This window comes from Bradyrhizobium sp. SZCCHNR1017, from assembly GCF_032381375.1.
Lineage (GTDB): Bacteria > Pseudomonadota > Alphaproteobacteria > Rhizobiales > Xanthobacteraceae > Bradyrhizobium.
The window spans coordinates 1-14,060 of sequence record NZ_JAUHIR010000015.1 but is presented as its reverse complement, the minus strand read 5'-3'; the positions used below and the strand labels follow the sequence as shown (position 1 = coordinate 14,060).

Sequence of the window (14,060 nt, the reverse complement as noted above, 5' to 3'; positions counted from 1 at the left end):
CACCTCCAAGCGCGCGTCCGGGACGCGCGCCGCTGTGGGTCGGTTCACTGGTAAACAGACGATTGATCGGGACCGGCACCGAAAGAGTTTCGGTCGCGATCGGCGGAATGTCGACGCCGCGTGCCGGCCGGATGCGCGATCCAGTCGAATAACGCAACCTGAGCGCATGACCGCCGCCAACGTCCGCGGCGGGACGGTCGACCAAGCGAGAACCGAAACGTCAGTACGTCCGGACACTGACGCCGACACGGACCGGCTGCGCCGTTCCGGGCGGTTGTGGGCGACTCATGGTGAGCCCACGCAATGCCGCGATCAAGGATGTATCCCGCGCCGGATCGCCGGATGTGGCGGCCACCTCGACCTGCTCGATGGTGCGCTCGTTGTTGATCCACAGGTTCACGACCGCGCGATAGTTGCCGTCGCGCGTCCGGGGGTTGCTGCGCAGCGCGTTATGGACATCCCTCCGCACCGAGTCACTGAACTCCTGCGAGTGTGACGTGCTCGCCGCTTCGCCCCGGACGTGCAGCGTTCCGAGCGACAGATCCGCGCCAAATCGTGGCGTGACACCATCGGAACCGGTCGGAGCATCAAGCATCAGCGTCACCGCTCCAGGGCGGCTGTATTGGACTTTGAGATCGGTGCCCGCCAGGAGCCTGATCAAGGCCTCACGGGAGGTATAGAGTCCGTCGATCGCCGCGGACTGTCGTCCTTCAGCCGACCTGCTTTCATAGAGCAATTGAACTCCAGCCGTCTGGCCGAAGGCCTGTAGCGCCGCCGCAAGTGGCTGCGCTGGAATTGTAAAGAAGCGGGGCTGCTCGTCGCCTGGGCTGCCGGCTTCGACAGCCAAACTCGCCGCCGCATTGACGAGCATGAACGCCATGGCGACCAGCAGCGGCAAGACGGTACGATGCAGCACGCCGCTCCTGGCCGACACAGCCGCAATTTGATGGTGACGCTCCCTCCCCATCGAACGCTCTGGAACACCTGCAGGCTAATGTTAGACCATGACCGAGTTATGAGCTTAACACGGAGATATGACGGGCATTCGAGACCGTCCGCTTTTCCTTGTGCTCCGTCCGAAAGTTCTGCCGCAAAGGCTGCCGCCGATCAGGCAGCCGGTGCCGCCGCGACCACGTTCGCTCCGTCAAACTCGGAATCCTGCAAGCTGCGCCAGCTCGCCAGCTCCGCGAGTTCGGCTTCAGGCCGCCGCGCGACGATTTCGCAGCGACCGAGATAGATGCAGCCTGCATTGCCGTCGACGGTGATCCAATCACCTGCGGAAATGACCGCTTCACCAATGTGCGCCTGACGAGCTTCGCCATCAACCCGGATCGCGCCACACCCGACCACGCATGGTTTGCCCATCTGTCGGGCGACCAGCGACGCATGTGCGGTGCGAGCACCCACGGCGGTGACGATCCCGGCGGCTGCATCAAAACCGGCGACGTCAGCGGTGCTGGTGTCATGACGCATCAGGATGACTGGATCGCCCGATGCCGCGAGCCGCTCTGCGGAAGCGCTGTCGAATGCAACTCGTCCGGTTGCGACGCCGCTCGACGCCGGAATTCCGACGGCTGCGGGCTGCCCGGTTGCGACAAGCGAGGTCTCCGTGAGCGCGGTGAGGTCGATACCTTCGATCCTTCCGATCGCCTCCGCGCGCGTGGTCAGCCCCTCATGCACCAGATCGACCGCAATGCGGGTCGCAGCGTACGGGGTGCGCTTCGCTGCTCGTGTCTGCAGGATCCACAGCCGGCCTTCCTCGATCGTGAACTCCACGTCCTGCACATCGCGAAATTCGCCCTCGAGCCGCTTGAGCGTGGCGCGCAATTGCTCCGCCACCGCCGGCAGCGCCCGCACGAGAGCCGCCTCCGTCTCCGGCGTCCGTCGGCCGGACACGACGTCCTCACCCTGCGAATCGAACAGCACGTCGATCACCGGCTCGCGCGCTCCTGTCGAGGGATCGCGCGAGAATGCGACACCCGCACCGGACGACGTGCCGCCATTACCGAAGACCATGGCTTGCACGGTGACGGCAGTGCCCTTCAGATGCTCCATCCCCTGCAGGCCGCGATAGGTCTGTGCCCGCTCGCTGGTCCAGGATCGATAGACGGCTCGTGCCGAACGTTCCAGCTGGAGCGCGGCATCCTCCAGCCAGCCGTCGTCGTCGAAATCTTCCAAGAGCTTGCGCTCATCGGAAGCCAGGCGCTCGAGCGCCTCGCTGTCCAGCTCGCGATCGTTGCTGACGCGTTCGGCAGCAATCATCTGGTTCAGACGCTCGGCCAGCGGAGCGGGATCGATCCCGAGGACCGTTTCGGCGTAGCTCTCGAGCAGGCGCCGCCTGCAGTCCCATGCCAGGCGGAGCCGTCCGGTCGCGCGAATGAGACCGCGCACGGCGCGGGACGTACAGCCGACGTTGAGAACAGTGTCCAGCATGCCGGGCATCGACCGCGCGGCGCCAGAGCGGACCGAGACGAGCAGCGGGTTGCGGGAGCAGCCGAACGATTTTCCGGTCGTCTGCTCGAGAAAGGCGATCCCCTCCTTCAGTCCTTCGACCAGTTGGCGCGTTGCGTGGCCCTTCCCGGCCACCACGTCCGCGCAAAGTTGCACGGGCAGCACGAAGGCAGGCGGAACCGGCAAGTCCAGCGCCGCCATTCTGGCCAGATTGGCCCCTTTTGCGCCGATGTCTTCCGCCGTGGGCAGCTCACGTCGGCCATCACCGATCCGTACGATCATCATCACATCATTCCTCAAGCCGAGAGGTCACTCATCGTGTAGCGTCGCAGCAGGTGGCCGAAGCCCGCCAGACAATCGGTTGCGCGCTCGATCGCTCGCGCGAGCTCCAGCGCAGCCAGCGATGCGGCGACGTCGAGCCCGCCGGAGAACACGCTCGCGGTGATCTCGCGCTCCCTGGCATCGGCCTCATGCTCCGCATCCATCAGCCGGGCAACGGCCGCAAGCGCATCCTCCGAATCCGCGCGGCGGCCTTCCTGGACCTCTGCGGCGGCAGCCAGTCCAGACGCCGCCTGCTCAGTTGCAGTGACGGTGATGGAGGCCAGACTTCCCAGCGCGGATCTGATCTCCGGCTTCATCGGCCCCGGCGCCAAAGACGCGATGAACGCGGCTTGTTCCAGCTCGTCGATCGTCTGCTCGATGCGATCAACGAGCTCGCCGATGACTGGCTTCGCATTGAGCCGTGCAATTTCAGCACGCGCTTCGATGGCGATCTTGTCGGCCTTGCGCTCGATCCGGCCAGCCCGTTCCGCTAGCTGTCTGACTGCGACCGGATCCGGATCAATCATGGACAAGGATTGCAGAACGAGCGCAGCGACATCGCGCGATAGGCCGATCTGTCGGAGTACCATGGCAAGCAGTGCGCTATCGACGCGATCGAGATGCCTGACGAGGTCGGCGCCGATCCGGTCACGCGCCAGCCGCGAGGACTGACCTCCAAGCAGAGCCTCGGTCGAAATCTGCAATGCCATCTTGAGGAAGCTGACCGCGCCGTCCCGTCCCAGCACCTGATCGAGTCTCTCGCCGAAGCCGATGCGCGTGGGAGCCGCACTACGAACGGCTGCACCGAGCAGTTCGTTGCCGCCGAGTTCCAGGAAGCCGCGGTGGCCGATCCGCTGGCGAGCCGCCCACTCCAGGATCCGTACCGCATCGTTCTTCGCGACCCAGCTGCGCAGCAGCTTGCGGGCTTTGTTCCAGTCGATCAAGAACACCAGCGACGCACCGATGACGGCGAGCAATTCGTCTCGATCATCAGGCCTGCCATACTCGTAGGATCCGGTGATGAGATAGAAGGTCCCGTCGTCCTCGAGTCCGGCGGCGGCATGCTTGTCCAACCCGCTCCATTTCAGCGGCCGACCATCGAACAGCGACACGAAGAATTTCGCGCGCGCAAGATGAATGTCGGTATAGGTGATCGTGACAGTACTTGCCGTTACGACGATGACGATCACATGGGCATCGGTGGTGCCGATGTCGTTCTGAATCACCAGGCGATCGCCCGCCCGTATCGCGGTCGCATCCAGCCCAGGATGGTTGAACTTGAGCGGTCGTGTCTCGTTGAGGCCACGCATGAAACTCGCGATCGGAGCGCGATCGGAGTCCTGGATGCCGAACACATGGGCCCCCGCGATGACCGCCTCTGACTGACTTGCGGCCAGACCGTTCAAAGCTTTGTGCAGATCCATCACCAGCCGATGGAGGCTGTCCGGCCCTTCATGGTCCACGCCCGTAAGACGACCGATGCGGGCGATCTCGATTTCCGGCGTCGCGTCGAGATGACCGGCGCTGCGGATCGAAGCCAGGCGCTTTTCGAAGTGTTGGCCTTCGGCCGGATCGCCAGCGGCCGCCGCGCTGATCATCGCGACGATATCGCCCTCGATGCTCTTCAGCAAAGGCGCCAGTCCCGGTGCAACGACCTTGTCGTCGCCGGCGAGATGAGCTCCGCTGATCAGCGTGACCAGCGCGGCAGGCGCAATTCCGGCGGCGCGACTCTCCATCGAGAGATCAGGCACGTTACCGCGCGGTTGCTTTGCATGTTGTGCCGCCGCCTGCAGCGCACTGAGACGGAGCTTGATGCGATCGTTCGCCGCCAAGCCTTCCGCAACCAGTTGCGGCAACAGGATGTCGGACTGTCCGAGCTCTTTGACGATGTCTGTCTTCATGGGCTGATGTCGCAGTCTGATGAAGCGCTTCGTAACAGCCATCGACCACAAAGGTCTTGCGCTGGATCATTCATGAAATTGTCACACTCGAAATCGAGCGCGCGGCATCCGCGGCTTGGCCATGAGGATGTATTGCCTGTTCAGAACGCCGTGGTCGTGCGCAGGCCGAATACGATCGCATCTGGAATTCGCCGAGTCTGCGTTGTTGGGATCGAGCCTTCCGCCACCTGGATGCATCACATATTCGATGATGCGCTCCATGGCTTCGGCGACGTCTTCGACGATCTGCTCGAACAGCACGGCTGCACTCTGAACCCGCTGACCGCCTTCGATCGCACGTCGCGTCACCTCGACCGCATGCAGTGCCTGATGACGTCCGCTGATGAGCAGACGCTCGGTCATCGCAAAGCGCAGCAATCCCGCCTCTTCGGTGGATCCGCCGATATAGCGCGCCAGGTCGGCGATCACGCCGTGCACGCATGCGTCGGATCCGTGCAACTGTTGATAGGTCTCCTTCGACAGCAGCAGCGCCCGGGCAGCCGGCGACAGCTCGGCATTGGCCAGCCAGTGCAACGCCCGCGCATCGGCCAGATTGAAATGCAGCCAATACCACCCTTCATGGTCGAGATGCAGCGGGACGTCGTGGCCCAGCGCCTGGGGTGTGCCATCCGCCGTGAAGCGGAAGGCCCACACCAGTCCTTCGAGAGGCGGCACGGTCACAGCAGCGAGGGCCGCTCTGTCAGCGCGCATCTTCAGAATATCCGGCTGAAGATCACGTAGAGCGATCCCGAGAACAGGATCGCGGCGGGCAGCGTCAGCACCCAAGCCATCAACATGTTGCGCACGGTCGACATCTGAAGCCCGGAGCCGTTGGCCGCCATCGTGCCGGCCACGCCGGACGACAGCACGTGCGTGGTGGAGACCGGCAGACCGAACACGTCGGCAGCGCCGATCGTGGCAGCGGCGACCAGCTCGGCCGAGGCACCCTGCGCATAGGTCAGATGCGACTTACCGATCTTCTCACCGACCGTGATCACGATGCGCTTCCAGCCGATCATGGTGCCGAGCCCCAGCGCGATCGCGACCGCGATCTTGACCCAGGTCGGGATGAACTTGGTGACGCTGTCGAGCGAGGCCTTGTACGCGTTGAGGGTCGCGATCTCGTCTTTGTTGAGATCGTTCTCCTTGTCCTTCATCAGGAAGCGGATCGCCTCGGAGGTCAGGTACATGAGGAATTTGAGCAGATAGAGAAGCGCCGCGGCGCAGATGAAGCCGACCAGCGGCGACAGCAGCAGCGCATAACCGATTTCGATCGCCTTGCTCCAGTCCACCCCGGGGTGCCGTCGCGGCCGCGCAGCAGCGCATTCGCGATGCCGACGCCGATGATCGATCCGATCAGCGTATGCGAGGACGAGGCCGGCAGGCCAAAATACCAGGTACCGAGATTCCACAGGATGGCTGCGATCAGCAACGCGAACACCATAGCGAAGCCGGCGCTCGACCCGACCTGGAGGATCAGCTCGACCGGCAGCAGCGAGACGATGCCGAACGCCACCGCGCCGATCGAGAGCAGCCCGCCGAGGAAGTTGAAGAAGCCGGACCACATCACGGCAAACTCGGCCGGCAGCGAATGAGTATAGATCACAGTGGCCACCGCATTGGCAGTGTCATGGGAGCCATTGACGAATTCGAAGCCGAGCGCAATCAGCAGCGCTGACGAACAGCAGTATATAAGGAAGGTATGTAGTCACCTGACGCCCGTGGCGTCGACGTCGAGATAGATGCTGTAGGCCACGAACAGCAGTCCCGCGGCAAGAATGCCGAGGAAGAAAATCAAGGTCAGTGGGTTGAAGCCCTTGTCCAGGTTCGGCCGTCCGGTCGGCTCGATCGGCCGTTCGTCTCCGACGGCTTGGTTGAGGGTGATATCGGCCATCTCGCTCGCCTTTACTCGAGAGCCCGATAGTGAAGCGCGGATTTAAAGCGCAGATGACACGCGGTCGCACCGGCACAACACAGCCTCTTTTGAGCTGATGGGTAACCTCGCTGGAGAGTGGGTCGCGAAGCATCGGATCTAGGACCCGCTGACTAAGAATCAGCAGTCAAGAATGATCTGGCTTGCTTGGGCCTTCCCGGGAACCGCACCAGTTTCGCACCAGAAACAACGAGGACAAAACACAACGAACGCGATCCATCCAGCATGAAAACGCAGCAAGATCAACGGAGCCGATTGATCTTCTGCCGCTCATAACGGTCTGGTTGCAGGTTCGAGTCCTGCCGGGCCCACCAATGAGCTCAAGAGTTTACGGCTCACGCGCCAAGTGTTTTTCGAGGTGAACCACCGTTTCGACCACCGATACGTTCTGCTTGCGATCCCTCGAGGTAATCGCGGCCGCGGCCTCGCGCATGCAGTCCGGGATGATGATGGCCGAAGGTGTCGAGCAGCACCTTGACCGACATTCCGAGAAGGCCTGAGACCTGCCACGGATAGCGCGCCGCTGCAGGCGGGGAATATCTCGCCGCACACGCTGCGCCAGACGGCGGCGACGTGGCTTATGCACGCGCGAAGCCCCTCATGATCAGCAGGGATCAGCGCCCTTGACGTAAGAAAAGGCGCAGGTTGATCCGTCCCCATACCAGGTGTTTGATTGCGGACTGACGTAGACCTTACATATCCTGTCGACCACGTAGGGAGGGCCCCATTTCTTGTCGGGCGTTGCAAGAGACTTGGGCAGCAGCTCGCCATTACAATTTATACACGTCCAGCCATTCGCCGCCGCGACCGCTCGGCTCATCGGGATCTGAGCATGGCTGACACAGCTGTGGCCGGGGTGAAGACTTTTCGGCGCAGCTTGTGCAAATCCGTTTCCGATTGCCGCGACGAACAACATGAGCGCGACGTCTGAGGGAGATAGCTTCATCGAGATGCCCCGCTATTGACCTGGCGGCCGGATTGCACTTCGGAGCCTCTCGGTGAAAAACGATTGGTCGAGCTCCGTTGAAGGCAGGCGCTCAGCCTTGGCGACTCTCCTTGACCCGAGTTGTGTCGGCCCCATGGTGATCAGCAAATCGTCCGTCGTGGTGCGATTTATGTTCAGCAATGTCCCCGACGGATCTATCGCTACCCTGACGAGCTTCCATGTAGGTGTTGCAGTTCCACCCGCGACGACGACGAACTGAACGTGGTGGCTGATCGTGTCGAATGGCCCCCCCTGAACCTGATCGGACAGGACATACATCGAATCCCAGGATCTTAGGGAGGACTGCAATGTTTGCTCTATGCCCAGGTCGCCTCCAATTGGAGCCAGCCCATCGTTCGCCGTCCGGCAAGGCACGGGCATATGATTGGCATCCAGCGCAGCCGGATCAGCCTCGTCGAGCAACTCACTAAACAGAAGGAAATACGTCATCGTCATCTCCCGCGTCGCGTCCCCCTTGTATTGGCCGGTCGCCGTGAAAACGAAGCTCATGGGCACGTTGGAGCCCGCTATGGATGGATTGACAGAGCCCTCGTCGACCGCCTTCAGGTTCAGCGCGATCTTGGCGGCCCAGCCTCGCAGCACGGCGAGCCGTTTCGGATCGCGATAGACGTTCGCCCTTATGGCGCGCCTCAGTTCACACCGGACGTGTTGGGCGACGCTCTCAACGAACGTGTCAAAACGGTTGCCTTCGGGATGACGAAAATCCATCACGGGCAGGACCGACCCGCAACCACCCACCAACAGACAGACCGCAAGGGGACCAAATATCGATCGCACAGCAAGCACCGCGTCGGAGACAACTGCGAGAACGTATCAATGGAAGCACCTCTGGCAACCGGGAGTTTTATCCTGCGAATGGATAAATGCAATCAGTGATAGAAATGACACAGGCATCGTCTTCGATCGGCGGCGCTGCTGCTTGCCGAGATGCTGTTTTTGACGACAGACTTCCTCCGCGTTCCCGAAGCCGATTTCAACCATATGTTGATCTGCATCAACGCGCCTTCGTCCCCGTGTGATGACATCCCCGGCACTTTTTCTGGAGGAGTAGAAGTATCGCGAGCCTGCCGCAGTTTGCTTCCATCCGCAGCGAACAAGCGCTGAATAGGTTCGCAAATAGCATGACGGCGGAACTGAAGCGCTCCTGACTAAATGGCAACTGTTTGGAGACGAGGAAATGCACGCGCGGACGTTCGTTTCGCTAGTTGCGTTTGGAATGGCTCCGCTCTTATGGATGGGAGCCATCGAAACGTCCGCTTCGGAAAGTCCGCCCGTAAGGGTCGTAACGCAACTCCGCCATACGAAATCAATCTCCCTGGTCGCATTCTCCCCCAATGACACGCTGGCGCTTTCCGCAGGCGACGACATGAAACTGTGGGAGCTGGCGACGGGGCGCGAAATAGGGAGCTTTAACGGTCAGGCGGAAAGCGTGACCGCCGTCGCCTTCTCTCCCGATGGGGCGCTGGCGTTGTCGGCTGGATGGAAGACATTGAAGCTCTGGGACCTGGCAACGGGACGCGAGATCAGGAGGTTTGATGGCCATACGAACGCCGTCATTGCCGTAGCCTTCTCGTCCAACGGTAGTCTGGCTATGTCAGCAAGCGCTGACAAGACGTTGAAGCTCTGGGACGTGGCAACCGGGCGCGAGATCAAGAGCTTTCGCAGCCACGCGACCCTACTCAATTCTGCAACTTTCTCAAGCGACGGCAGGCTGGCGTTGTGGGGCGGCTGCGACGCGCTGGTCCGCGGGACGTGCCTGAGAAGTTCTCTAGAACTGATTGACGTGGCAAGCGGGCAGGTGCTGAGACGGTTCTTCGGTCATATTAATTGGAGTACGAATTCGGTCGCCTTCTCGCGAGACGGCAAGCTCGCGCTGTGGGGCGGCTGCGATGCGCTAGACCGGGATGGGCTTTGCACAGGAGGCTCACTGAAGCTGTTGGACGTAGGTAAGGGGCACGTGCTGAAGAGCTTTGCCAGGCAAGCGGACGAGTTTTACTCGGTTTCCCTTTCCCCTGATGGCACGCTGGCGCTTTCGGACAGCATGGCGCTGGCGAGCGACAAGACCCTGAGAGTGTGGGACGTGGCGACCGGGCATGAGGTCAAAGGCTTCTCGGGTCATGGTTTCACCTCTGCCATAGCCTTCTCCTCGGATGGCCATCTGGCGTTGTCGGGGAACTCGGACGGCGTGCTGCAACTTTGGGATCTCGCGTCGGGGCGCGAGCTTAGGAGCTTGGCCGGCTATTCGGACCAGGTTCACTCGGTGGCTTTCTCGCCAGATCGCAAGTTGGCACTCTCTGGCAGCAACGGCAACACCCTGAAGCTTTGGGATGTGGTCTCAGGACGGGAGCTGCGAAGGTTCACTGGTCACACGGGCTCGATTGAGTCCGTTGCGTTTTCGCCGGATGGCAAGTTCGCGCTCTCGGGAAGCACGGACAGGACGCTGAAACTCTGGGACGTGGCGACTGGGCGCGAGCTTAAGACCTTTGATCGCCGTACAGGGGGTCCGCTTGTTTGGTCCTTGGCCTTCTCTGAGGATGGTAAGCTGGCGCTATCCTGGTGCTTCTGGGGGACTATTCAACTTTGGGAAGTGGCGAGCGGCCGCGAGCTTAAGAGCCTCGTCGTTCCAGTCACCGTCACGGCGGTGGCCTTCTCTCCCGACGGTAAGCTGGCGCTATTAGGCGACTCCCTCTTGGGCGAACGTACATTAAAGCTCCTCGACCTCAGCAGCGGGCGCATTCTCAGGACCTTTGCCGGCTCTCATGAGGTGATCTCATCTGCGACCTTCTCCACTAACGGCAGGCAGGCGCTTTCGGGGAGTCTCAATAAGACGTTGAAACTTTGGGACGTCGCTTCGGGGCGTGAGCTCAGGACTTTCTCCGGCCATGTCGAATCGATCATCGCGGTTGCCCTCTCTCGCGATTCCAAGATGGCGCTTTCGGGAAGCGCGGACGGTACAGTGAAGCTGTGGGACGTGGCTAGTGGACGTGAACTCAGAAGCCTCAACGGCCACAAGGCTATGGTCACCTCTATATCATTCTCCTTTGATGGCAGGCAGGCGCTCTCAGGGAGCTGGGACGGTACAGTCCGACTCTGGGATTTGGAGCCGACGATCACGAGCAAGGAGCCCGGAAAACGGTCAGAGCTCGTTGCAATGCTGGCAGACGATACCGGGGAATGGCTTGTCATTACACCGGCTGGCTTCTTTGCGGCATCAGACCATGGGGCTGACAAATTGCTCGCGGTCGTTCGGGGTCTCAAGACTTACTCGGTGATGCAGTTCTATGACCAGCTCTACGCTCCGGAACTTGTGCAGGAACGACTAACAGGCGATGTGACGGGCCGCTATCAAAGTGCGGAGGCTCGACTCGACCTGGAGAAGATTCTGGATTCCGGACCCGTGCCGAAAATCGAGCATTTGGAATTGCGCACCGATGCAGCTGGCGAAACCATCCAAGTAACGGTGCAACTCTCTCATACAATTGGCAAAGGTATCGGCCGACGGCTAATCTGGCGCCTGAACGGAACGCCCGTTGGCGAGACCGAGCCTTCTGAGCTGCGAGATGCAAAGGATGCAAGGGGGCCAATTGCGGTTTCTCAAGGAATCAAGGTTGATCCTAGCAAGGACAACATCGTTACAGTTACGGCTTACAATGGAGCAGATCTGCTTGCGACCGAACCTTACCCGATCAAGATTAATCGCTTCGGCGTGCAGAGCAAGGAGACCGAACCACGCTCGCGCATGTTCATCGTCGAGATCGGCGTTAATGACTACAAAGCACACCAACTGAAGCATCTCGACTTTCCTGTTAACGACGTGCGCGCGCTCGCTGAAGCATTTAAGAACGTGGCCGAAGCGGGCGGATATGAGAAGCCCGTCGAGATTATCGATCTGACGCAAGAGCGTGCTATCAAAGACAATATCTCACTGGCCTTTGCGGATCTCGCTAAGCGGGTGCGGCGCCAGGACGCCTTGATCGTACTGCTCGCGGGTCACGGCGAATCGGTCGAATCTCGACAGGGTGATATTGTCGTCCCGCGTTACTTCTACTATCCAAGCGACGCCGAACTTGGCGGCGAGCATACGGTCGAGACCGATGGCATCGGGATCGAGACCTGGGCTCGCTGGATAGCGGAAGTCCAAGTCTCCAAGAAGCTGGTCATCGTCGATACCTGTAAGAGCTGGGGAGCTATCGGCACCGTGCGCGCGATGGATGCTGAGCGAATTGTACAGGAATCGCTAGCCACTCGCCTGCAGCACGCCATTGGTGAGAGCGTATTCACTGCATCTAGGGACGCCGCTCTGGAGGGACATGCGCTTGGTCATGGAGTACTCACTTATGCAGTGTTGGAAGCCTTGGCCAAGCCGCAACCGGGAAACGAGTTGCTTGACGTGAAGGCGATCGATCGTCTGGTCGAGCCCGAGGTGAAGCGCCTCAGCCAGCTCCTGAACAGAGAGCAACAAGTTTACAATAAGATCGGTGGATACTTTCCGGTTGGCCTTCCTCCCTCTGGCTTTCCACCGCCGCCTTTCGAACCGGTCGACGTCGAGCCCGGCAAATACGTCATCTGTAGCCAGATCGAGGTGCGCTCCAAGGCGTCTCCGGAAGAGGAAAGTCCAGTTGAGATCCTGAATGAGAGCGGGGTCGGCTGCACGGAAGTTCAAGTCATCGAGTTTCTGGGTAGCTGGACCAAGATCGCCAGGCACGGAGTTGCGAAGGGCTATGTCCCCGCCAAGGATGTGCAACGGCTGAATTGAGTGGCAAGGAGACCGGCCATGCCCATGCGATTCGCGTTAGCTTCGATAGGCCTTCTCGTCGTCAACCCCCAGGCTGCGGCGCAAGAGGAGATCCACCCGTTCGAAAAACGCATCATCAGTTGTGAGCCAAGCCGCATCGAAGACCATAACTGGCAAGTTGCCTTTAATGTGAAATACCCCGACGGCAAGACTTACCTGTGCGGGGGCTCAATCATCTACGGGAAGTGGGTATTGACAGCGGCGCATTGCTTTCCCACACCCGACAAGCCTCGCGATGGCCGCGCCAAAACAGGCGTGACCAATATTGTCCTCGACGGCGAGTGGACTGAGATTGCGCGCGTTGTTCGACATGAAGATTATAATGCCAAAACTCAAGAGAACGATCTTGCGCTGGTAAAACTAAGAAGCACGCCGAAAGGGAAGCAGATCGATCTCATCGAAAATGACCAGAAACTCTCCGTCGGCCAGATCCTTCAAGTTACAGGCTGGGGTATCACTGAGACAGGGACGCCATCCGACACACTTTGCATGACGACGGTGCCCTACGTTGACAATGCCACATGCAACGCCGAGAACTCATATAACGGCGCCATCAAGCCCAGCATGATGTGCGCGGGCTATGCGAAAGGTGGAAAGGACTCCTGCGGTGGAGACAGCGGTGGGCCCCTTGTCTGGCGTCTGAATGGCAGGGCAATCTTGGTTGGCGTGGTCTCTTTCGGCGAGGGCTGCGCCCTGCAGCATAAATATGGCGTCTATACCCGAGTAAGCGCCTACCGGGACTGGATTGACCGTGTTATTTCCTCTGATAGAGACTGATCTAGGTCGTCTGCGAACTGCATTTCGGATCCTAAGAGCCCGGAGGAAACGGGTTCGATATTGGTAATTGCGGTCTTGAGCTGCCACGGTGGACATCCGTCGCAGCAAGTCAGGTAACCTGTCGAGAATAGGCCGGGCTGTTTCTTCAGCGCAATCGTTCCGGTGTCCGGTTTTGCGGAATGAGGTCGCGATGTCTAAGCTTCGTGGATTCCTTGCGATCGTTGGACTCTTCCTCGCGTACGGCTCTGGCTTTAGTGCGGCTGCGGAAGAGAGTATTTCCGAGCCGGACGCCTCGCGGGCTTCGACGGCCGGCGAGATGCGGCTCGCTCAGGAGACCAATCGGGTCAGCGCCGATCTTGGGCAGCAGAAGTTCCTCGTTCCATATGTCGTTACATCGGACGGACCGAAAAAGTTCGAGTTGTCGGTGGCGCCGTACGCTGAGCACGTAATCTCGCTTTGGCTTGCGACTGAGCAAGGAACGATAGCGATCGAGCTGTTTGATCCAGATGGATAGCTGCTGGCATCGTGGCGGGAGCCGCGGGGTGAGTGGAAATTCGAGCAAAAGCTTGCTCCGGGCAAGTCCGGAACATACCTCTTCTCAGTGCAGGCGATCGATGGTGCGCTCGTGCACGGGGTTATCGGGGTCAAGGGCTCAATCGTCGAGCGCTGTCCGAAAGACAATGCGCGGGTGATCGACCAACCGGCCGACCCACCGCACTATTTGTGGCCATACCTGCTCATCAGGTCGCTCCGGCTTGCTGGATCGTGTCCCCAAGCGTGGTGTAGCTGGCGGCCCACCGCGTTCGCCGGCTGGAGCCGGGCCTGTCAGCTGGCGAT

Annotated in this window: 8 protein-coding genes and 2 pseudogenes; 3 read left to right on the top strand and 7 right to left on the bottom strand. The window is 60.5% G+C overall.

What is annotated here, in order from left to right; genetic code table 11:
• Positions 1–220: 220 nt before the first annotated feature.
• The 7 genes and pseudogenes from QW863_RS28565 to QW863_RS28535 form a co-directional block, all read right to left on the bottom strand.
• On the bottom strand, positions 221–916 hold the full coding sequence (locus QW863_RS28565) for a TonB C-terminal domain-containing protein (RefSeq protein ID WP_315769395.1): 696 nt from the start codon (positions 914–916) through the stop codon (positions 221–223).
• Positions 917–1,107: 191 nt separating this feature from the next.
• Positions 1,108–2,736 (bottom strand): PEP/pyruvate-binding domain-containing protein, encoded by a 1,629-nt coding sequence (locus QW863_RS28560; protein WP_315769393.1) that lies wholly within the window; start codon positions 2,734–2,736, stop codon positions 1,108–1,110.
• Between the two features lie 11 nt (positions 2,737–2,747).
• On the bottom strand, positions 2,748–4,673 hold the full coding sequence (locus tag QW863_RS28555) for a hypothetical protein (RefSeq protein WP_315769391.1): 1,926 nt from the start codon (positions 4,671–4,673) through the stop codon (positions 2,748–2,750).
• 81 nt (positions 4,674–4,754) lie between these two features.
• Positions 4,755–5,498: a CorA family divalent cation transporter gene (locus QW863_RS28550; RefSeq protein ID WP_315769389.1), complete on the bottom strand. Its 744-nt coding sequence runs from the start codon at positions 5,496–5,498 to the stop codon at positions 4,755–4,757.
• A pseudogene (locus tag QW863_RS28545) lies at positions 5,426–6,606 on the bottom strand (inorganic phosphate transporter). The gene QW863_RS28550 and the pseudogene QW863_RS28545 overlap by 73 nt, the downstream one beginning before the upstream one ends.
• Positions 6,607–6,980: 374 nt before the next feature.
• Entirely contained in the window at positions 6,981–7,130 is a 150-nt protein-coding gene (locus QW863_RS28540) for a hypothetical protein (protein WP_315718474.1), read from the bottom strand.
• A 473-nt stretch (positions 7,131–7,603) separates the two neighbouring features.
• Positions 7,604–8,359 (bottom strand): hypothetical protein, encoded by a 756-nt coding sequence (locus tag QW863_RS28535; RefSeq protein WP_315718473.1) that lies wholly within the window; start codon positions 8,357–8,359, stop codon positions 7,604–7,606.
• Positions 8,360–9,017: 658 nt separating this feature from the next.
• Between QW863_RS28535 and QW863_RS28530 the strand changes: the two genes are divergently transcribed.
• The 3 genes and pseudogenes from QW863_RS28530 (at position 9,018) to QW863_RS28520 (ending at position 13,737) form a co-directional block, all read left to right on the top strand.
• Positions 9,018–12,407: a caspase family protein gene (locus tag QW863_RS28530; RefSeq protein ID WP_315718472.1), complete on the top strand. Its 3,390-nt coding sequence runs from the start codon at positions 9,018–9,020 to the stop codon at positions 12,405–12,407.
• Between the two features lie 18 nt (positions 12,408–12,425).
• Positions 12,426–13,193: pseudogene (locus tag QW863_RS28525) on the top strand (S1 family serine peptidase); the annotation flags it as partial.
• Between the two features lie 220 nt (positions 13,194–13,413).
• Positions 13,414–13,737, top strand: coding sequence for a hypothetical protein (locus QW863_RS28520; RefSeq protein WP_315718470.1), 324 nt, complete (start codon positions 13,414–13,416; stop codon positions 13,735–13,737).
• Positions 13,738–14,060 lie beyond the last annotated feature (323 nt).